At 34.3% G+C, this 20,181-nt stretch carries 17 protein-coding genes and 1 riboswitch; of the genes, 15 read left to right on the top strand and 2 right to left on the bottom strand.

Annotation, left to right across the window (positions count from 1 at the left end):
• The first annotated feature begins 65 nt into the window (after nt 1–65).
• Both thrA and UH7x_RS03475 read left to right on the top strand, forming a co-directional pair.
• Nucleotides 66–3,452 (top strand): bifunctional aspartate kinase/homoserine dehydrogenase I, encoded by a 3,387-nt coding sequence (thrA, locus tag UH7x_RS03480; protein ID WP_482362331.1) that lies wholly within the window; start codon nt 66–68, stop codon nt 3,450–3,452.
• 28 nt (nt 3,453–3,480) lie between these two features.
• On the top strand, nt 3,481–4,644 hold the full coding sequence (locus UH7x_RS03475; RefSeq protein WP_482362330.1) for a trans-sulfuration enzyme family protein: 1,164 nt from the start codon (nt 3,481–3,483) through the stop codon (nt 4,642–4,644).
• A 14-nt stretch (nt 4,645–4,658) separates the two neighbouring features.
• Here the strand turns inward: UH7x_RS03475 and UH7x_RS03470 are convergent, their stop codons facing one another.
• Together UH7x_RS03470 and UH7x_RS03465 are read right to left on the bottom strand one after the other, a co-directional pair.
• Entirely contained in the window at nt 4,659–5,813 is a 1,155-nt protein-coding gene (locus UH7x_RS03470) for a serine hydrolase domain-containing protein (RefSeq protein WP_482362329.1), read from the bottom strand.
• A 5-nt stretch (nt 5,814–5,818) separates the two neighbouring features.
• Entirely contained in the window at nt 5,819–6,403 is a 585-nt protein-coding gene (locus tag UH7x_RS03465) for a hypothetical protein (protein WP_482362328.1), read from the bottom strand.
• A 154-nt stretch (nt 6,404–6,557) separates the two neighbouring features.
• Here UH7x_RS03465 and UH7x_RS03460 point away from each other — a divergent pair, with 154 nt between their 5' ends.
• From UH7x_RS03460 to metF, 13 genes are all read left to right on the top strand, one after another.
• Nucleotides 6,558–6,971 (top strand): RrF2 family transcriptional regulator, encoded by a 414-nt coding sequence (locus UH7x_RS03460; RefSeq protein WP_482362327.1) that lies wholly within the window; start codon nt 6,558–6,560, stop codon nt 6,969–6,971.
• A gap of 189 nt (nt 6,972–7,160) precedes the next feature.
• Complete coding sequence (locus UH7x_RS03455; protein WP_482362326.1) at nt 7,161–7,424, top strand: DUF2061 domain-containing protein; 264 nt, start codon at nt 7,161–7,163, stop codon at nt 7,422–7,424.
• Nucleotides 7,425–7,435: 11 nt separating this feature from the next.
• On the top strand, nt 7,436–8,059 hold the full coding sequence (locus UH7x_RS03450) for a phosphoadenosine phosphosulfate reductase domain-containing protein (RefSeq protein WP_482362325.1): 624 nt from the start codon (nt 7,436–7,438) through the stop codon (nt 8,057–8,059).
• A 51-nt stretch (nt 8,060–8,110) separates the two neighbouring features.
• The gene (gene cysD, locus UH7x_RS03445) at nt 8,111–9,013 is read left to right on the top strand and encodes a sulfate adenylyltransferase subunit CysD (protein ID WP_482362324.1); all 903 of its coding nucleotides are present in this window, start codon (nt 8,111–8,113) and stop codon (nt 9,011–9,013) included.
• A 95-nt stretch (nt 9,014–9,108) separates the two neighbouring features.
• On the top strand, nt 9,109–10,356 hold the full coding sequence (locus tag UH7x_RS03440) for a sulfate adenylyltransferase subunit 1 (RefSeq protein WP_482362323.1): 1,248 nt from the start codon (nt 9,109–9,111) through the stop codon (nt 10,354–10,356).
• A gap of 87 nt (nt 10,357–10,443) precedes the next feature.
• The gene (locus UH7x_RS03435) at nt 10,444–12,534 is read left to right on the top strand and encodes a HEPN domain-containing protein (protein ID WP_482362322.1); all 2,091 of its coding nucleotides are present in this window, start codon (nt 10,444–10,446) and stop codon (nt 12,532–12,534) included.
• The gene (gene cobA / locus UH7x_RS03430; protein ID WP_482362321.1) at nt 12,535–13,341 is read left to right on the top strand and encodes a uroporphyrinogen-III C-methyltransferase; all 807 of its coding nucleotides are present in this window, start codon (nt 12,535–12,537) and stop codon (nt 13,339–13,341) included. It begins immediately after the preceding gene.
• A gap of 16 nt (nt 13,342–13,357) precedes the next feature.
• Complete coding sequence (locus UH7x_RS03425) at nt 13,358–14,419, top strand: NAD(P)/FAD-dependent oxidoreductase (protein WP_482362320.1); 1,062 nt, start codon at nt 13,358–13,360, stop codon at nt 14,417–14,419.
• A gap of 196 nt (nt 14,420–14,615) precedes the next feature.
• A riboswitch (SAM riboswitch) is annotated at nt 14,616–14,749 on the top strand.
• Nucleotides 14,750–14,844: 95 nt separating this feature from the next.
• The gene (locus UH7x_RS03420; protein WP_482362319.1) at nt 14,845–15,846 is read left to right on the top strand and encodes a homocysteine S-methyltransferase family protein; all 1,002 of its coding nucleotides are present in this window, start codon (nt 14,845–14,847) and stop codon (nt 15,844–15,846) included.
• 23 nt (nt 15,847–15,869) lie between these two features.
• A complete protein-coding gene (locus UH7x_RS03415; protein WP_482362318.1) occupies nt 15,870–16,226 on the top strand; it encodes a four helix bundle protein in 357 nt (118 codons plus the stop codon).
• Entirely contained in the window at nt 16,226–18,976 is a 2,751-nt protein-coding gene (metH, locus tag UH7x_RS03410) for a methionine synthase (RefSeq protein WP_482362317.1), read from the top strand. The genes UH7x_RS03415 and metH overlap by 1 nt, the downstream gene beginning before the upstream one ends.
• Nucleotides 18,976–19,218: a hypothetical protein gene (locus tag UH7x_RS03405; RefSeq protein WP_482362316.1), complete on the top strand. Its 243-nt coding sequence runs from the start codon at nt 18,976–18,978 to the stop codon at nt 19,216–19,218. The genes metH and UH7x_RS03405 overlap by 1 nt, the downstream gene beginning before the upstream one ends.
• Entirely contained in the window at nt 19,218–20,171 is a 954-nt protein-coding gene (metF, locus tag UH7x_RS03400; RefSeq protein ID WP_482362315.1) for a methylenetetrahydrofolate reductase [NAD(P)H], read from the top strand. Before UH7x_RS03405 ends, metF begins: the two co-directional genes overlap by 1 nt.
• The last annotated feature ends 10 nt before the right edge of the window (nt 20,172–20,181 follow it).

Here is a 20,181-nt window from a genome sequence, read left to right as displayed (position 1 = left end):
AGGTTAATTTTTAGATTTTACTTGATTCCGTTTATATAGCTATTAACTCTTTAGGTAGGCAAATCATGCTAAACGAATTAAATCTTAAAAAGTTTACAACATTAAGTGGTGTTTCCCAAGATATAAAACTTTCTTATCAATTGTTTGGTAAGGAATTGCATACTGCTCCAATTGTACTAGTTAATCATGCATTAACAGGAAATTCAAATGTAACTGGTAAAGATGGGTGGTGGACTGCCTTAATTGGTGTTGATAAGTGTATTGACACAAAAAAGTATACGGTATTATCTTTTAATATTCCTGGAAATGGTTATGATGGATTTATTATAGATAATTATAAAGATTTTGTTGCTAGTGATGTAGCTAAAATGTTTTTACTTGGATTGGATGAGTTGAATATTCAAAATTTGTTTGCAATAATTGGTGGCTCTTTAGGGGGGGGTATTGCATGGGAAATGGCAGCACTGAAACCGAATATTACGGAGAATTTGATTCCAGTAGCATCAGATTGGAAATCTACCGATTGGTTAATTGCAAATTGTCAAATTCAAGAACAGTTTTTAGTTAATTCTAAACAGCCTGTGCATGATGCACGTATGCATGCAATGTTATGCTACCGAACTCCAGAATCTTTTAAAGAGAGATTTAAAAGAAGTACCAATGAGGAATTACAGGTATTTAATGTTGAGAGTTGGTTAATGCATCATGGTGAAAAGTTAAAAGACCGTTTTCAGCTGTCAGCGTATAAATTAATGAATCAGTTATTAAGAACAATTGATATTACCAGGGAAGGAGATAAGCGTTTTAACGCATTACAAAATAGCGACACCAATATTCATATTATTGGGGTTGATTCCGATTTGTTTTTTACGGCCAAAGAAAATAAAGATACTTTTCGTCAATTGGCACAGGCAAATAGTAATGTTACCTATGGAGAAGTCCATTCATTACATGGACACGATGCCTTTTTAATTGAGTTTGATCAGGTTCAGAATTTACTTTCGGGTATATTTAATAATAATGGAAAAACGGGTAAAATAAAAGTTCTAAAATTTGGAGGAAAATCACTTAGTAATGGTGAAGGGTTAGGTAATGTTCTTGAGATTGTTAAATCTAAAGTAGATAATGATGAAAATATAGCATTAGTAGTTTCAGCTAGAGAAAAAGCAACGGATCAACTAGAGATTATGCTTGATAAGGCTGCGAACGGACAAAATTTTGCTAAAGATTTTTCCAATTTTGAAAAGTATCAAGGTCAAGCTTATAAAAATGTGAATCTCTCAAAAGAGTTCGCAAGTTTGTTTAAACTTTTAGAGGGGGTTTCATTTTTAGGAGATTATAGCGCTAAAATTAAAGACCAAGTGATGGCTTTTGGTGAGATTATTTCGGCAAAACTCATTACAAAATTACTTATCGGTAAGGGTGTTAAGGCTAAATTTATTGATTCTAGAAAGTTGATAAAAACCGATGATAATTTTGGTGATGCACAAGTTTTAGAAGCTATCTCTAAAGAGAATATGCTTCGTGAATTTTCTAAACTTCGTGGTGATACAGTACCCGTAATTACTGGATTTATTGCTTCAACTATAGAAGAGGAAACTAGTACATTAGGTAGGAACGGTAGTAATTATTCTGCAGCTTTAATTGCTAATTTTTTGGATGCATCAGAATTGCAAAATTATACCCATGTAGATGGGATTTTTACCGCTAATCCAGATTATGTGGTCGATGCTAAGAGAATTTCAGAATTATCATATGCAGAAGCTAATGAGCTTGCCAGTTTTGGTGCAAATATTTTACATGCAAAAACGATTATCCCTTTAATAGAAAAGAATATTCCATTACGAATTCTAAATACCTTCAATAAAGATAACGAAGGTACTTTAATAAGTGCCAAGACGAATAAAGAGGGTATAAAATCACTCTCTGTAATTGAGAATGTGGCTTTAGTTAATCTTGAAGGTAGGGGTTTACTGGGTAAAGTAGGGGTTGATGCCCGAATTTTTAGAGCATTAAGCGAAAATAATATTAGTGTTAGTATTATATCCCAAGGTTCGTCTGAAAGAGGAATTGGTTTAGTGGTAAATGCTGAAAATGCATTGCGTGCGAAAACAGTATTGAAAAGAGAATTTGAAAGCGATTTTCATGCTAAAGATATTAACTTAATTAAAGTGGTTAATGATGTTTCGGTAATATCAATTGTTGGTCAAGATTTAAGTTCTTTTCATAAACCCTATAACGCATTAATTAAAAATCAAATTACACCGCTTTTATTTAACAATACTGTTACTGGAAAAAATGTGAGTTTGGTTGTAAGGAAGTCTGACTTGCATAAAGCTTTGAATGTAATGCATGGTCAAATTTTTGGTATCAGTAAAAAGATTAATCTAGCACTCTTTGGTCATGGGAATGTAGGTGGTACTTTGGTGGATCAAATTTTGAAATCTTCGCGTACTATTGAAAAAAGAAAAGGAATTGATCTAAATGTTTTTGCGATAGCGAATTCAAAAAAATTACTTTTGGCTGAAAAAGGCATTCCAAGAACTTGGAAAACGGCTTTAAAAGATAGAGGGCGAGAATATAAGGTTCAAGATATTTTCGATTTTGCTAAAAAGCATCATTTAGAAAACTTAATTGTTGTTGATAATACAGCCAGCGAGGATTTTGTAGCAAATTATTTTGAGTTTGTTGAAAATGGATTTGATCTAGTTTCCTCAAATAAAATTGCTAATACTTTAGGATATGATTATTATCAGTTGCTTCGTGAAGAATTGTTGAAAAATCAAAAACAGTATTTGTACGAAACTAATGTTGGAGCTGGGCTTCCGTTGATTGATACAATAAAATTATTACATCTTTCAGGAGAAAATATCACTCAAATAAAAGGAGTGTTTTCTGGTAGCTTAAGTTATATATTTAATACATTTTCTGAGGTTGATGCACCATTTTCTTCCATATTAAAAGAAGCAATGCGTAGTGGTTTTACAGAGCCAGATGCTCGTGAAGATTTATCTGGTAATGATGTTGGAAGAAAGTTATTAATTCTTGCTCGCGAACTGGAATTAAAAAATGAGTTTTCTGATATTAAAATACAAAATTTAATTCCATCAAACCTACAAAAGGGAAAAGTTGATTTCTTCTTGAAAAACCTTGACTTATTAGATGATAAGTTCAACGAAATAAAAAAGAATCAGAAACCGGGTCATGTGCTTCGTTACGTTGGAGATTTACATGGGGACTTACAAAAAGAAAAAGGTATACTTGATGTAAAATTAATCTCTGTTCCTAAAGAAAGTGCTTTAGGACAGGTAAAAGGTTCGGATTCGATTATTGAAATATATACGGAGTCTTATGGAAAAAACCCATTAGTTATTCAGGGGGCTGGGGCAGGGGCTGCAGTAACGGCTAGAGGTGTTTTCGGAGATATTTTAAGAATTGCAGAAAAAGGATAGTTTTGATTAAGAAGATTTAAAGACAAAAATGGAAAAGAAATTTGAAACCAATGCCGTTCGTACACAATTAGAACGTTCACAATATTTAGAGCACTCTACTCCAATGTATTTAACCTCTAGTTTTGTTTTTGAGGATGCTGAAGATATGCGCGCTTCTTTTGCCGAGGAAAAGGAACGTAATATATATTCGCGTTACTCTAATCCGAACTCTTCTGAATTTATTAAAAAGGTGTGCCTAATGGAAGGTGCTGAAGATGGCTTTGCTTTTGCTTCAGGTATGGCTGCGGTCTTTTCTACTTTGGCTGCACTTTTGGATAGCGGCGACCATATTTTGTCAGCCCGAAGTATTTTTGGATCTACGCATTCACTTTTTAATAATTTTTTTCCGAAATGGAATATTAGTCATTCGTATTTTAAGATTGATGAATTAGATACTATCGAGGGATTAATTACACCAAAAACTAAAATTATTTATGCAGAAACACCAACTAATCCTGGTGTAGATGTTTTGGATTTAGAGGCTTTGGGTAAAATCGCGAAAAAGCATAATTTAATCATGGTTATTGATAATTGTTTTGCATCACCATATTTACAACAGCCCATAAAATTTGGTGCCGATTTGGTAATCCATTCTGGTACAAAATTAATGGATGGTCAAGGGCGTGTATTGGCAGGTATAACAGTAGGTAGTAAGGATTTGGTAGAAAAAGTGTATCGTTTTTCTCGGATTACAGGTCCAGCACTTTCACCTTTTAATGCATGGGTATTATCTAAAAGTTTAGAAACTTTGGCACTTCGTGTAGATCGCCATTGTGAAAATGCTTTGAAATTAGCGGAGTTTTTGGAGAATCATGAAAAGGTAAATTGGGTGCGGTATCCGTTTTTAAAATCACATCCAAAGTATGTTATAGCGAAAAAGCAAATGAAAGCTGGAGGTTGTGTAGTTGCTTTTGAGGTAAAAGGAGGATTAAGTGCTGGTCAAAAATTCTTTGATTCTATAGCGCTATTATCTTTGTCAGCTAATCTAGGTGATTCAAGAAGTATTGTTACACATCCTGCATCAACTACACATAGTAAATTATCTGTTGAAGAAAGAGCTCAAACCGGCATTACAGATGGTATGGTGCGTGTTTCAGTTGGATTAGAACATGTAGATGATATTATTGCAGATGTGAATCAGGCCTTAGGATAAACCCTTATAAATTTTTATTCTGAAAGTATTTGTAGTAAATCTGAGATGAAATCTCGTCTACCATCTATGTTAGCAGAGGTTTTATTAAATAGTAATACCAATGCTGTTTGATTTTCTACATTGATTAGTAACTCTGTGTTAAATCCTCCGGTTAGCCCATCATGTCGTAAAAATGTTTCATCAGGTAAGTTCGTTGGGACGTATTTAAACCAGCCTAGGCAAATTTGGCTTTGACCATAATTATCAGACTCATACTCTTCAAAGTATACTTCATGAGTTAAGCGAATAGCATTGCCGATTTGAGTTTCTGGTGGATTAATATTTGCCTGAGCATAAATTAATACATCGGAAGCAGTTGATTTAATTACACCAGCGCCATCCAAGGCATTCAATGTTTTCCAGTAATCTATTTCTTTACCATTATAATTATAGCCAGTAGCCCAATCTTCTTGCGTAGTATCTTCAAAATATGCTGTGGTATTTGCTAAACCGAGGGGAATAGTTAGTTCTCGTTCAAGCACTTTTCCGTAATCTATTTCATAATTTCGTTTTAACATAGTACCCACCATTCCCATGCCAACATTGGAATATAAAAGTTGTGTAAATGGGTCAGCGTGTAATCTTGCGTTTTCTATATAAGAATATAGGAGGCGTTCGTTATAAGCTGCAAATTCTTTACCAGGATCTTTATTGTTGTTATAATTGTTAGGCATACGGCCTAAACCGGAAGTGTGAGTTAATAGATGTTTAAAGTTGACCTCAATTCCATTTCTATTTAAGGTAGGTAAATCTTCTGGTAGATACGACCTTATGTTAGTTTCAATATCTAAACCTTGCTCTAATAGCATATTAACTGCGAGAATAGAAGTAAAAGTCTTGGTAATAGACCCAATTTCATAAAAGGTGTTTTGGCTAGGAATAATACCACTTCCCTTTTTTGTTTCACCGTAACCATAAAAATAGGTTTCACCATCTTTTAAAAGCCCTATGGAGAGACCAATTGTATTTAGATTGTTTCTGTGACTATTGTAGATATCGTCAATCGCAATATCGATATCTGTTGATAAGTTATTAGTGGTTAGTTCTGCAGGTATATCATCTTTTATGGAACATGAAGCAGTCATTAAACATGTAAATACAAATACAGTATAGTTTTTAATTTTCCTCATCTAGTTTAAAATTTACAAATTATACCCAATGATATACTAGGTGAAAAACCCTCAGTTATTTTGGAATAATCCCCTCCTTCTAATCCTATTAACTTATAACCAATAATGGGTGCAAATGTGGCTGATTTAATTCTTAAGATATCATAACTGTATTGTAATCCTATTGAGGGACCAAAATTACTTTTCAAGTTTTTTTGTGCTACACGTTCATTTTGTGTATTATATTCAAACCGATCATATAGGAATTGAGTTAGAATATAATTTACGGCAAGGTTTATCCTAATGTTCGAACGTTTGGTGGGCTCGAATCTATATTGGGCACCTAAACCTAAAATGTAGCGATTTTCTGTGTCTATTGAATTAAAAAAGCCAATAGATGGGTTGTAGGCAAAATAATGTTTTCCATAACTGTAAAAATCTCTTGTGTAAGAAATAGAGCTGCCAACGTCCAAGCCATCGTATAGGTCTATTATGTACGTGTCTAAAAATGCCGCTATGGTAGTTGTTCTATTAGAATTAGATGCGTCATTGGTTTGTGCATTGACTATTTGAGTTATACATAGGAGCACTAATAGTTTTATAACTTTCATAAGTAATTAGTTTGTCCTTTTTTATATCAGAATCTATGCTATTTCTGACTTTCAATGTTTAAGTCATGGCGAATATAACTTGTGGTTAATTAGGTTTTAATCAAGGTTTTCCCAATTAAAAATTAAAAAGTGTTAAATTGCCTATCTTAGCGAAATGCTCTCTAAAAAGACAAAATACGGCTTAAAAGCATTGACCTTTCTTGCAGCGCAAAAGGATAAACAACCGGTGCAAATTGCTGAAATCTCTAAGAAAGAGAATATATCGCAGAAATTTCTTGAGAGCATATTGTTATCATTAAGGAAAACTGGAATTCTAGGTTCTAAGAAAGGAAAAGGTGGAGGATACTACCTTATAAAAGAACCGAAAGAAATTTTAATGACAGATGTAATGCGCATTCTAGAGGGGCCAATAGCTTTAGTGCCCTGCGTTAGTCTAAATTTTTATGAGAAATGCGATGATTGCCCAGATGAGAAAACATGTTCGGTTAATAAGCTGATGCTAAAGGTTAGAGATGCAAACTTAGCTGTTTATAGAAATACTACTTTAGCTGATTTGGTCGTTTCTTGATTAAATCTTCCCAAAATTTTAAAATTGATCTGAATAATCCTCATTTTCTTGCCTCATTTGTTAATAATCTATTAAATCTATAGGGTAATAGAATATTCTTCTAGTTTTATGGCTTGCCAACAATAATTTTGATCTATTTTTGTTTACTCTATTAAACATATAGGGTAATTAGATTAAAAAGTATTTCCAATGATTGTTGATCAAATTGTTTTAAATAAAAAAGAGAATAAAAGCAAATACGCTGCAGATTCTAAATCGGAAAAACCGATTAGAAGTATTGCAAAAGCAATAAGTTGGCGTGTAATCGGAACTTTAGATACCTTATTGGTTTCTTACTTGTTGACTGGTGAGATGGCTATTGCAGCATCAATTGCATCAATTGATTTTGTTACTAAAATGTTTCTTTACTTCTTTCATGAAAGACTTTGGAATAAAATTGGTTGGGGAAAATAATAAAGATGGGTATGGCATTTACACAAGATCAAATAGAAAAGTTAAATATTCAATTTAAAAGTAAATCACCACAAGAAGTAATTTCGTGGGCGATTGAGAATAGTCAAAATGCTGTTGTCACAACTAATTTTCGACCTTATGAAGTGGCTATTTTAAGTGCGGCTGTAGGGGAGAAGAGTGATATTCCAGTAATTTGGTGCGATACCGGGTATAACACTCCAAACACCTATAAACATGCTGAGGAATTAATTGAGCGTTTAGGACTTAATATTGATTTATATGTGCCAAAACAAACATCTTCACATAGAGATGTAGTTATGGGAATACCGAATATAGATGATTCAAGGCATGCAATATTCACTGAACAAGTGAAATTAGAACCTTTTAAAAGAGCAATGGCTTATCACAAACCTGATGTCTGGTTTACAAATTTGCGTAAAGGTCAGACAGCATTGAGAGATTCATTAGATATTCTAAGCCTTAGTAAAGATGGGGTTTTAAAAGTAAGTCCTTTCTATCATTGGTCTGATGCTGATCTTGATACTTATTTGAATGAGCAAAATTTGCCTAACGAACATAAATACTTTGATCCAACTAAAGTTTTAGAAAATAGAGAATGCGGTTTACATACTTAAAAATCTACAGTTTTTAAAACTTGAATCAACGAACTAACGAATTATAATATTATGAATAACAGTACAGCAAATATAAACGCATTAGAAAATGAGTCTATCTACATCTTTAGAGAAGTAGCTGCGCAGTTTGAAAAACCTGTTTTGCTTTTTTCTGGTGGAAAAGATTCAATAACACTAGTGCGATTAGCACAAAAGGCTTTTTGGCCAGCTAAAATCCCATTTCCATTGATGCATATTGATACAGGACATAACTTTCCTGAAACTATTGAATTTAGAGATCGTTTGGTTGAAGAATTAGGACTGGAACTAATTGTGAGAAATGTACAAGATTCTATTGATGCTGGAAAAGTGAAGGAAGAATCTGGAAAATATTCAAGTCGTAATTCATTGCAAACCACAACTCTTTTAGATGCTATTGAAGAATTTAAATTTGATGCATGTATTGGTGGTGCCCGTAGAGATGAGGAGAAAGCTAGAGCTAAGGAACGTATTTTTTCAGTCCGTGATGATTTTGGTCAATGGGATGAAAGAAATCAAAGACCAGAGCTTTTTGATATGTTGAATGGGCAAATTGAGTTAGGACAAAACGTACGTGTTTTTCCAATTTCAAATTGGACTGAACTAGATGTTTGGTCATATATAGAGAAAGAAGAGATTGAGATTCCATCAATATATTTTGCACACAAACGAAAAGTCTTTTTAAGAGATGGACTTATTTGGTCTCATTCTGAATTTGTTTTTCAAGAAGATGATGAAGAGGTGTTAGAACACATGGTTCGGTTTAGAACTGTTGGTGATATGAGCTGCACTGCAGCGGTGTTTTCAGAAGCATCTGATATAGCGTCAGTTGTACAGGAAATAAGAGATTCTTCAATTTCTGAACGTGGTGCACGAATCGATGATAAAAGATCTGAAGCTGCAATGGAAAAAAGAAAACAACAGGGTTATTTCTAAAGAAAATTTTACCAATAGCTTCTGGCTATTGGTCCCCTGAAAAACAATTAATAATTAGCCGAAGGCAATACGTCAAAGGCCAAGAGCTTAAAAGAATGGAAGTACTAAAAATAGCAACAGCGGGTAGTGTAGATGATGGTAAGAGTACCTTAATAGGTAGGCTTTTATATGACACAAAATCATTGACTAGTGATAAACTTGAAGCCATTGAAAAAACAAGTAAGCAAAAGGGATATGATTATTTAGATTTCTCTTTAGCTACAGATGGTTTGGTAGCTGAGCGTGAGCAGGGCATTACTATTGATGTTGCTCATATTTACTTTTCAACTGCCAAAAAGAGTTATATCATTGCGGATACACCAGGTCATGTTGAGTATACAAGAAATATGGTGACCGGGGCTTCTACGTCTCAAACAGCGATTATATTAATTGATGCTCGAAAAGGAGTAATTGAGCAAACCAATCGTCACTTTTTCATCAATAACCTACTACGAATAAAAGAGGTTATTGTTGCTGTTAATAAAATGGATTTAGTAGATTTTTCCGAAGAAAAATATAATGCAATTAAAGCTGATTTTGAGGCTTTAATGGCAAAACGTGATTATCAAGATCAGAAAATAACTTTTATTCCTGTTAGTGCTTTAAAAGGAGATAACGTAGTGAATAGATCTGAACATACACCATGGTACAATGGTGAAACATTATTGGAACACCTAGAAGGTTTAGATATGGCTGCAGTTTCGAATTTAGGTACACCTCGTTTTCCAGTACAATACGTAATTCGTCCAAAAACTGATGAGTTTCATGATTTCAGAGGATTTGCAGGTAAGGTTTATGGTGGTGAATTAAGTGTTGGTGATGAAGTAGTTGCTTTGCCTTCGCAAACGAAATCAAAAATTAAGGATATTTACTTTTATGATAAAAAATATCAAACGGCTTCAAGACGTTCGTCGGTAACTATTACATTAGAAGATGAAATCAATGTAAGTAGAGGTGATATGTTAGTAAAAGCTGGTGATTTACCAACTATTGAAAAAGAATTTACCGCAACTATCTCTTGGATGGATTCTCAGCAATTGGTTGCTGGTGGTAAATACGTTGTGCAACATGGTGTAAATAAAGTGTTGGCCAAAGTAGAAAAGATTCATCATAAAATTCACCCTGATTATTCAGGTATTGATGAAAGTGCATCTGCTTTAGGAATGAATGATATTGCACAAGTTACATTCAAATTAAACAGGCCTATTTTTTATGATAAGTTCAAGAATCACCGCACAAACGGATCTTTTATTTTACTTGATACGCAATCAAATAGTACTGTGGGAGCTGGATTTATAAATTAAGAAAGTAAGGGTTAGTTAAATAACAACTAGGTATTAAGAATATTATTTCTACGGGATAATAGGTTGGTACGAAATCAGAAGGAAGAAATGCAAAGTTTTAGATCAGAAATAGAGAATCCAATTGTTGAAAAGGATATAATCGATTTAGCTAATAAAATTGATATGTTCCATAATGGTAAAATCGACGAAGAAAAGTTTCGTAGTCTACGTTTAGCAAGAGGAGTATATGGACAACGTCAAGAAGGCGTGCAAATGATTCGTATAAAACTGCCTTATGGTAAGGTTTCGTCAGAACAATTAAGAACAATTTCAGATGTGTCTGAAGAATATTCAATTGGTCGTTTACATATTACGACAAGACAAGATATACAAATTCACTATGTAGATTTAGATAGAACTCCTGAGTTATGGGCGCATTTAGAAGAATCAGATATTACACTTCGAGAAGCTTGTGGAAATACGGTGCGTAATGTAACTGCGAGTGAAACTTCTGGGATTGATGTTGATGAGCCTTTTGATGTTTCTCCTTATGCACATGCATTGTTCGAATACTTTTTAAGAAACCCTATAAGTCAAGAATTGGGTAGAAAATTTAAAGTTTCTTTTTCTTCTAGCGATTCTGATACAGGACTTTCGTACATGCATGATTTGGGTTTTATTGCTAAAATCGAGAATGGAGAAATAGGATTTAAAGTAATGCTTGGTGGTGGTTTAGGTTCGCAACCAAGACATGCAGATGAATTATATTCGTTTTTAGCTGCGGATAAAATAATTCCATTAATGGAAGGAGTTGTTCGTGTTTTTGATAGATATGGAGAACGTAAGAGTAGAGCGAAAGCACGATTGAAATTCTTGTTGAAGGATCTAGGGTTAGATGGTTTTAAAGCTTTGTTGGAAGAAGAGCAAATAGCCGTTCCTGTTAAATCATTTCCAATAGATGCAGAAGCTTATCCAAAAGTGAAAATTGCCAAGGTAGCTACTCGTGAAGTAGTGATTGAAGATCAAGTGGAATTTGAAAATTGGAAATCGACGAATATTATTTCACAAAAGCAAGAAGGATATGTTGCTATCGGTATTAAAGTTTTGTTAGGAGATTTTTACCTTAAGGAAGCACGGGCATTGGCAGATTTGGTTGAGAAATATGCAGCGGATGAAATTCGATTAAGCTTACGTCAGAATATTGTTATACCCTATGTGAAAGAAGAATTAGTTCCTTTCTTCTACACAGAACTTAAGAAACTTGGTTTTACTGAAGCTGGCTATGATAAGGCTGTTGATATTACAGCTTGCCCTGGTACCGATACCTGTAATTTGGGTATAGCAAGTAGTACAGGTATTGCTGAAGAGTTAGAACGAGTAATGAAAATTGAATACCCTGACTATATTAATAATCCAGATGTGGTTATTAAAATAAGTGGATGTATGAATGCTTGTGGACAACACAACATGGCAAACATTGGTTTTCAAGGTATGTCTGTTCGTACAAAAGATAAGTTAGTTGCGCCAGCACTTCAAGTGTTGTTAGGTGGTGGAAATATTGGGAATGGTGAAGGTAGATTTGCAGATAAAGTAGTTAAAATACCTAGTAAAAGAGGACCAGAAGCTTTGCGTTTAATCTTAAATGATTTTGATGCAAATGGAGGTGAATTATCATTTCCTGATTACTATGCTGAAAAAGGAGAACATTATTTTTATGACTTCTTAAAAGATTTAACCAGTGTAGATAATTTAACTCCAGATGATTTTATCGATTGGGGTAATTCAGAAAATTATGTAAAAGCAATTGGTGTTGGTGAATGTGCAGGTGTTGTAATTGATTTAATCGCTACGCTTTTGTTTGAAAGTGAAGAGAAAATACAAACGGCGCAAACTACTTTGGAAGAAGGAAAATGGGCGGCAAGTATCTATCATTCATATTCTTCAATGGTAAATACTGCAAAAGCAATACTTACTTCTGAAAATCAGAAAACAAATACGCACGCTGGAATCATTAAAGATTTTGACGAAAAATTTGTTTCGAATAAACGAATAGTCTTGGATCGTGGTTTCGAAGAGTTTATTCTTCAAATTAATAAAAATGAACCAACAGAAGTGTTTGCTAAAAATTATATAGTTGATGCTAAAAACTTTTTGGAAGCTGTTGCACAATTTAGAAAACAGGAATTAGCAGAGGTATAGATGATGAAGGAGCAGGATACAAAATTTATCAATCGGAATGGGCAAAATAGACCATTTTTAACAGTTGTTGGTGCAGGTCCAGGTGACGTTGAACTGATAACTCTAAAGGCTATTAAAGCACTTCAAAATGCGGATGTTGTTTTGTATGATGCACTTGTTTCCGTTGAATTGTTACAGTATGCTCCTCAAGCTGAACATATATTTGTAGGTAAACGTAGAGGGTGTTATTCATATCAACAAGAGCAGATTAATGAACTTATTGTTAACCGTGCCAAAAGTCATGGTCATGTTGTTCGCTTAAAGGGCGGTGATCCGTTCGTATTTGGTCGTGGTGCCGAAGAAATGGAGTATGCTACTGATAATGGCATCGAAGTTTCAATGGTACCAGGAATTTCATCTAGTTTATCTGTACCTGCTGCTCAAAATATTCCGGTAACTAAAAGAGGTGCAACCGAAAGTTTTTGGGTGATAACAGGCACAACCAAAGCACATAAATTATCAAATGACGTAGCTCTAGCTGCTAAATCAAATGCAACGGTAGTCATACTTATGGGTATGTCAAAACTTTCGCAAATTGTCTCCCTTTTCAAAAATGAAGGAAAATCAGAAACACCAATTGCAATTATTCAGGATGGAACTAAAGAATCAGAAAAAATTGGAATTGGTAGAATAGATTCAATTGAGCAAGAAGTCGAAAAATTAGAATTAAGTAATCCAGCGATTATAATTATCGGGGAAGTAGTAAAACATAGAGCTAGAATATTAGAAATTCAAAAGCAGCATAGAACACAAGAGTTTATTTATTAAGTATAGATATTAAAGGATGATAAAGACAGATTTGATTATAATAGGAGCAGGACCAACTGGCCTGTTTACAGTTTTTGAAGCGGGCTTACTTAAGTTGAAATGTCATTTAATAGATGCTTTGCCGCAACAAGGTGGGCAGTGTTCTGAAATTTATCCGAAGAAACCTATATATGATATTCCAGCTTTTCCTGAAATCCTAGCAGGAGATTTAGTAGAAAATCTAATGGAACAAATTAAACCTTTTGAGCCTGGTTTTACTTTAGGAGAACGTGCAGAGACGCTGGATAAACAAGAAGATGGTTCATATATAGTTACAACCAATAAAGGTACTCAACATCATGCACCTGTAGTTGTAATTGCTGGTGGATTAGGTTCTTTTGAACCAAGAAAACCACCTATAGAGAATATAGTTGATTTTGAAGATAAAGGTGTCGCATATATCATTAAGGACCCTGAAGTTTATCGCAATAAAAAAGTAGTGATTGCTGGGGGTGGAGATTCTGCCTTAGATTGGGCAATCTTTTTGGCTGATGTTGCTTCTGAAGTATCTCTAGTACATAGAAGAAATGAATTTAGAGGTGCTCTTGATTCTGTTGAAAAAGCTGCTGAATTAGCAAAATTGGGCAAAATTAAATTGTTTACTGAAGCTGAGGTTAAAAAGATATTTGGCGATGAGAAACTAGAGGCTGTAGGTATAAAACATAAGGACGACGCGAAAGGTGAAACCTATTTAGAGGTAGATAACTTTATTCCTTTATTCGGCTTATCACCAAAACTCGGCCCGATTGGTGATTGGGGATTAGAGATTGAGAAAAATGCTATTAAAGTTAATAACTCTAAGGATTATCAAACAAACCTACCGGGAGTATTTGCTATAGGTGATGTAAATACATATGAAGGAAAATTAAAGTTGATACTTTCTGGCTTTCATGAAGCAGCTGTTATGTGTCAGTACGCTTATCAAATGATTAATCCTGGTAAACGTTATGTTATGAAGTATACCACGGTTGGCGGTGTAGAAGGCTTTGATGGCTCTAAAAAAGAAGCAAAAAAAGAGGTGGTACAAAGTATTTCCTAGTCATATTTTTTAAATTACCATGTTTTGTATAGTCGAGAAATAATGTCTTTTACTGAAGAGTTTTAAGAACATAAATGGCTATATTATAATTAGTTATTATATTATTTAAAACTCAAGTAGTATAAAAACCACGGACATTCCTTGGTTTTCATAGCCATGTGATGTTTCTTTGTACTTAGTTCTTACAAATCTGTTTAAGTTATCAAGAAAGGTGGAGGGATTAGACCCTATGAGACCTTAGCAACCCTTTGGATTTCTTCCATAGAACTCTTAAGAAGGTGCTACATTCTACCGATAATTGCTACATCTTGGCATTTCGGCAGATAACAATAAAGTTTCTGGTTTTTACCAAATTCCTTTTTTTGATAATTAGTAGCTATAAACGCCAAGTTGGTGTTCATAGTTTTGAAAATGTAATTATTTAAATGAGGAATATAAAAGAAATACTTGCCGAAAGAATTTTAGTGCTTGATGGTGCCATGGGTACTATGCTACAGCGCTATAAATTTACTGAAGAAGATTTCCGTGGTGAACGGTTTAAAGACTGGAAGTACCCGCTTCAAGGTAATAATGATTTATTATCATTAACACAGCCAGATGCAATAGCTGAAGTGCATAGAAAGTATTTTGCGGCGGGTGCCGATATTGTAGAAACCAATACATTCTCAGGTACAACCATTGCCATGGCAGATTATTACATGGAAGATTTAGTATACGAGTTGAATTATGAATCTGCCCGTATTGCTAAAATGGTAGCAGATGAATTCACTTTAAAAGAACCTCACAAACCAAGATTTGTAGCTGGTAGTATCGGACCCACAAATAAAACAGCCAGCATGTCTCCTGATGTTAATGATCCTGGATATAGAGCAGTTTCTTTTGACGAACTTAGAGTTGCATACAAACAACAAGTGGAGGCCTTAATTGATGGGGGAGCAGATTTGTTATTGGTAGAAACAATATTCGATACTTTAAATGCCAAGGCCGCTCTTTTCGCTATTGAAGAGGTAAAAGAAGAAAGAAATATAGATGTGCCAATTATGGTGAGCGGAACAATAACAGATGCCTCTGGTAGAACACTTTCTGGGCAAACTGCTGAGGCTTTTTTAATTTCTGTTTCTCATATTCCCATATTGTCTGTTGGCTTTAATTGTGCTCTTGGTGCAAATCAATTGGTTCCGCATTTAGAAGTATTAGCTAATAAAACAGATTATGCCGTTTCAGCTCACCCAAATGCTGGTTTGCCAAATGCTTTCGGAGAATATGATGAGACACCAGATCAAATGGCGGAACAGATAAAGGAGTATGTTGAAAAAGGACTTGTAAATATAGTAGGTGGTTGTTGCGGTACAACACCAGAACATATTACAGCTATTGCCGAATTAGTGAATCAATATAATCCTAGAAAGTTGACCGAGGTCGGTTGATGGTTGACAGTAATATAATAGGAATGGAATATACAGAGTTGGAAGTTTGGAAAGAAGCAAGAGTTTTGGTGAATTCTGTTTACCAAATCTCAAAAACTTTTCCAAAGGATGAAGTTTATGGTTTGACAATTCAGATACGACGATGTGCAGTTTCTATACCTTCTAATATTGCTGAAGGTTGCGGAAGAAGAACATCTGCAGATACCATTCAATTTTTACATATTTCTAGAGGGTCTTTATATGAATTGGAAACTCAAATGTTCTTGGCTTTGGACCAAGGATATCTAAATAATGAAAAATTTGATGAATTATTTATACAGATTATAAAATGCAAAAAACTCATTAACGGATTTATCAAATATTACAAAAAGAACAACTGATGTCCGAAAACAAAACAGAAATACCGACTACCTACAACCGACAACGAACAACTAAATACCTAAAGTTAAGCGGACTAGAACCACTTATCGTTACGCCTGAAAGTAATTTCGTAAATGTTGGTGAGCGCACAAATGTTGCAGGATCTAAGAAGTTTCTTAGATTAATAAAGGAAGAAAAATTTGAGGAAGCTTTAGATGTCGCTCGTGATCAAGTCGAAGGGGGTGCGCAAATCATTGATATTAATATGGATGATGGACTTCTAGATGGTAAACATGCTATGGTGAAGTTCTTAAACCTCGTAATTGCCGAACCTGATATTGCCCGTGTACCTATTATGATTGATAGCTCTAAATGGGATATTATTGAAGCAGGTTTGCAAGTTGTGCAGGGTAAATGTGTGGTGAATTCTATTAGTTTAAAAGAGGGAGAAGAAGAGTTTATTCAGCGTGCTAAACTGATTAAACGATATGGGGCTGCGGTAATTGTAATGGCTTTCGATGAGGTTGGTCAAGCAGATGATTATCAGAAACGATGTGATATATCTAAACGTTCATATGATATTTTAGTAAACCAAGTTAATTTTCCACCAGAGGACATTATTTTTGATTTAAATATTTTCCCAGTTGCAACTGGTATGGACGAGCATAAATTAAATGCTTTAGATTTTATTCGTGCAACAAAATGGGTGAAAGAAAATCTGCCATATGTTAGTGTAAGTGGCGGTGTTAGTAATGTTTCTTTTTCTTTTAGAGGAAATAACCCTGTTCGTGAAGCCATGCATTCAGTCTTTTTATATCATGCGATTAAAGCAGGTATGAATATGGGTATTGTAAATCCTACAATGTTAGAGATTTATGATGATATTCCTAAAGATTTACTTGAGCATGTTGAAGATGTAATGCTCAATCGAAGAGATGATGCGACAGAACGATTACTTGATTTTGCAGAGTCAGTTGTTGGAAAAGCAAAAGAAAGTAAAGTTGATTTGTCTTGGCGTGAAGAACCATTACAAAATAGAATTACTAGAGCATTAGTAAAAGGAATTGACCAATATATTGTTGAAGATGTAGAGGAGGCGCGATTAGCAGCCAATAAACCTATTGAGGTTATTGAGGGCAATCTAATGACTGGAATGAACGTTGTTGGTGACCTTTTTGGTAGTGGTAAAATGTTCTTACCTCAGGTTGTTAAATCTGCAAGGGTAATGAAAAAGGCAGTGGCGTATTTACTTCCATATATAGAAGAAGAAAAATTATTGAACCCTCAAGAGAACGATTCTGAAGGTGCCGGAAAAATATTAATGGCAACCGTAAAAGGTGATGTACATGATATTGGAAAAAATATTGTGAGTGTCGTTTTGGCTTGTAATAATTATGAGATTGTAGATCTTGGTGTTATGGTGCCTCCCGAAAAAATTATAGCGGCGGCTATTGAACATAACGTGGATATTATAGGCTTAAGTGGACTTATAACTCCTTCGCTTGATGAGATGGTGCATTTAGCCAAAGAAATGGAGCGCAAAGGCTTTGTAGTTCCATTATTAATTGGAGGTGCCACAACGAGTAAAGCCCATACAGCAGTAAAAATTGACCCACAATATAGTCAGTCTGTAGTTCATGTAAATGATGCTTCTAGGGCTGTAACAGTGGTTGGCGATTTATTGCAAAAAGAAACTTCAGATACTTATAAAAAAACTATCAAAGACGATTACGAGGTTTTTCGTGATAAATTCATGAACCGATCGCAGCATAAAGAATATAAGTCTATTAAAGCTGCAAGAAAGAACAAATTTCAAATTGATTGGAATACATCGGAAATAGTTAAACCTAATGAATTGGGAATTCAAATTATTGAAGATTTGGATTTACATAAATTGGTACCTTTTATAGATTGGACTCCATTTTTTAGAAGTTGGGAGCTTCATGGTAAATATCCAGCAATATTAACAGATAATGTTGTAGGTGAGCAGGCAACTGATTTATTTGCTGATGCCCAAGATATGTTGAAGAAGGTTTTAGATGAAAAGCAGTTAACGGCAAAAGCTATTTTTGGTCTTTTTCCCGCCAACTCAATTAATGATGATGATATTGAAGTTGATGTCTCTTTTAAAGATGATCTTCAAGTGTCTGATGATAGTAAAATGATCTTCAGAACGCTACGGCAACAATTAAAGCGTAGAGATGGTATAGCCGATAATGCATTAGCAGATTTTATAGCTCCAAAGGAAAGTGGAAAACAAGATTATATAGGATGTTTTTGTGTGACAACAGGTTTTGGAACTGATGAACTTTCTGATCAATATAGAAAAGACCTAGATGATTATAATTCTATTATGATTAAAGCTATATCGGATCGTTTAGCTGAAGCTTTTGCAGAATATTTACATAAAGAAATACGTACTAAGCATTGGGGTTATGCGGATAATGAGGAATTATCTAATGATGACTTAATTAATGAATCGTATAAAGGAATACGGCCTGCACCAGGTTATCCTGCGTGTCCGGATCATTTGGAGAAAAAGACTATTTGGGAAATGCTCCAAGTAGAAGAAAAAATTGGAGTGAAGCTAACTGAAAGTTTGGCTATGTGGCCAGCGGCTTCAGTTTCTGGTTATTATTTTGGAAATCCGGAAGCTAAATATTTTGGACTTGGAAAGATAAAAGAAGACCAAGTTGAAGATTTCGCAAACCGTAAGGGAATTCCAATAGATTTAGCCACAAGATGGTTAGCACCAAATATAGTAGACTAATGAGTGATAAATTTATAGAATTAAAATTGGGAAGTCACATGATTTCACATGGCTATGATGAGAATAATAAAGAAATTTTAGAAGATGTTGCTGTTCCTTTCGCTCGAAAATTAGTCGCTGTGTCGCGAATAAAATCTGTTAGCAAAAAGTTTATCTTAACAGACTATTTAGATGGTCGGTGGGTATATTGGGAGTATGAGGGCGATTTTAAAACTTTAAAAAAGAAATTAACCAAGAAATAATGAAGGTTACCGAACATATAGAAAATGCCAAAGGAAAAACGTTATTCTCTTTTGAAATAATCCCACCCGTAAAGGGTAGAAAAATTCAAGAATTATACAATAATATAGACCCATTAATGGAGTTTAAACCCCCATTTATTGATGTAACAACTTCTCGTGAAGAATATATTTATATCGACAGAGAAGGTTTGTTAGATAAGAAACTAACACGCATGAGACCGGGTACGGTTGGTATTTGTGCATCGATAAAACATAAGTATGATGTAGATACTGTGCCGCATGTGCTTTGTGGCGGATTTACGCGTGAGGAGACTGAATATGTTTTGGTTGATTGTCATTACTTGGGCATTGATAATGTAATGGCTTTACGTGGTGATGCAATGCGTGAGCAGCAATATTTTGAGCCTACAAAAGGAGGACATAAATATGCGTTGGAACTTGTTGAGCAAATTCAAAACCTTAATTGTGGTAAGTATTTGCATGAGGTTATTGAAACTGATGATTGTGCTGATTTTTGTATTGGAGTTGCAGGTTATCCAGAAAAACATATGGAAGCTCCATCACTACAAACCGATTTAAAACGTTTAAAACAGAAAGTTGAAGCTGGTGCTGATTATGTTGTAACACAAATGTTTTTTAATAATGACAAGTATTTCGAATTTGTCGATGCAGCTAAAAATGCCGGGATTAATGTACCAATTATACCTGGTATAAAACCGATAGCCGTAAAACGTCATTTAAATATATTGCCTCAGGTTTTTAAAATAGATTTACCGCAAGATTTAATTGATGCTGTAGATGATTGCAAAGATAATAAAGCAGTTCGGCAAGTAGGTATAGAATGGGCTATTCAACAATCTAAGGAATTAAAAGAAGCTGGTGTGCCTTCATTGCATTACTACTCCATGGGTAAATCTGATAATATACAATCAATAGCAAAGACTTTGTTTTAATTCATTTTTT

The sequence above is a fragment of the Aurantibacter sp. UH7 genome (assembly GCF_056839165.1).
The sequence above is the reverse complement of the archived record's forward strand: the minus strand, read 5'-3'. Positions and strand labels throughout refer to the sequence as shown.

What these genes read in the sequence shown, in the direction of transcription:
- thrA (WP_482362331.1), top strand. Translation starts at nt 66, where the DNA reads ATGCTAAACGAATTAAATCTTAAAAAGTTTACAACATTAAGTGGTGTT.
- UH7x_RS03475 (WP_482362330.1), top strand. Translation starts at nt 3,481, where the DNA reads ATGGAAAAGAAATTTGAAACCAATGCCGTTCGTACACAATTAGAACGT.
- UH7x_RS03470 (WP_482362329.1), bottom strand. Translation starts at nt 5,813, where the DNA reads ATGAGGAAAATTAAAAACTATACTGTATTTGTATTTACATGTTTAATG.
- UH7x_RS03465 (WP_482362328.1), bottom strand. Translation starts at nt 6,403, where the DNA reads ATGAAAGTTATAAAACTATTAGTGCTCCTATGTATAACTCAAATAGTC.
- UH7x_RS03460 (WP_482362327.1), top strand. Translation starts at nt 6,558, where the DNA reads ATGCTCTCTAAAAAGACAAAATACGGCTTAAAAGCATTGACCTTTCTT.
- UH7x_RS03455 (WP_482362326.1), top strand. Translation starts at nt 7,161, where the DNA reads ATGATTGTTGATCAAATTGTTTTAAATAAAAAAGAGAATAAAAGCAAA.
- UH7x_RS03450 (WP_482362325.1), top strand. Translation starts at nt 7,436, where the DNA reads ATGGCATTTACACAAGATCAAATAGAAAAGTTAAATATTCAATTTAAA.
- cysD (WP_482362324.1), top strand. Translation starts at nt 8,111, where the DNA reads ATGAATAACAGTACAGCAAATATAAACGCATTAGAAAATGAGTCTATC.
- UH7x_RS03440 (WP_482362323.1), top strand. Translation starts at nt 9,109, where the DNA reads ATGGAAGTACTAAAAATAGCAACAGCGGGTAGTGTAGATGATGGTAAG.
- UH7x_RS03435 (WP_482362322.1), top strand. Translation starts at nt 10,444, where the DNA reads ATGCAAAGTTTTAGATCAGAAATAGAGAATCCAATTGTTGAAAAGGAT.
- cobA (WP_482362321.1), top strand. Translation starts at nt 12,535, where the DNA reads ATGATGAAGGAGCAGGATACAAAATTTATCAATCGGAATGGGCAAAAT.
- UH7x_RS03425 (WP_482362320.1), top strand. Translation starts at nt 13,358, where the DNA reads ATGATAAAGACAGATTTGATTATAATAGGAGCAGGACCAACTGGCCTG.
- UH7x_RS03420 (WP_482362319.1), top strand. Translation starts at nt 14,845, where the DNA reads ATGAGGAATATAAAAGAAATACTTGCCGAAAGAATTTTAGTGCTTGAT.
- UH7x_RS03415 (WP_482362318.1), top strand. Translation starts at nt 15,870, where the DNA reads ATGGAATATACAGAGTTGGAAGTTTGGAAAGAAGCAAGAGTTTTGGTG.
- metH (WP_482362317.1), top strand. Translation starts at nt 16,226, where the DNA reads ATGTCCGAAAACAAAACAGAAATACCGACTACCTACAACCGACAACGA.
- UH7x_RS03405 (WP_482362316.1), top strand. Translation starts at nt 18,976, where the DNA reads ATGAGTGATAAATTTATAGAATTAAAATTGGGAAGTCACATGATTTCA.
- metF (WP_482362315.1), top strand. Translation starts at nt 19,218, where the DNA reads ATGAAGGTTACCGAACATATAGAAAATGCCAAAGGAAAAACGTTATTC.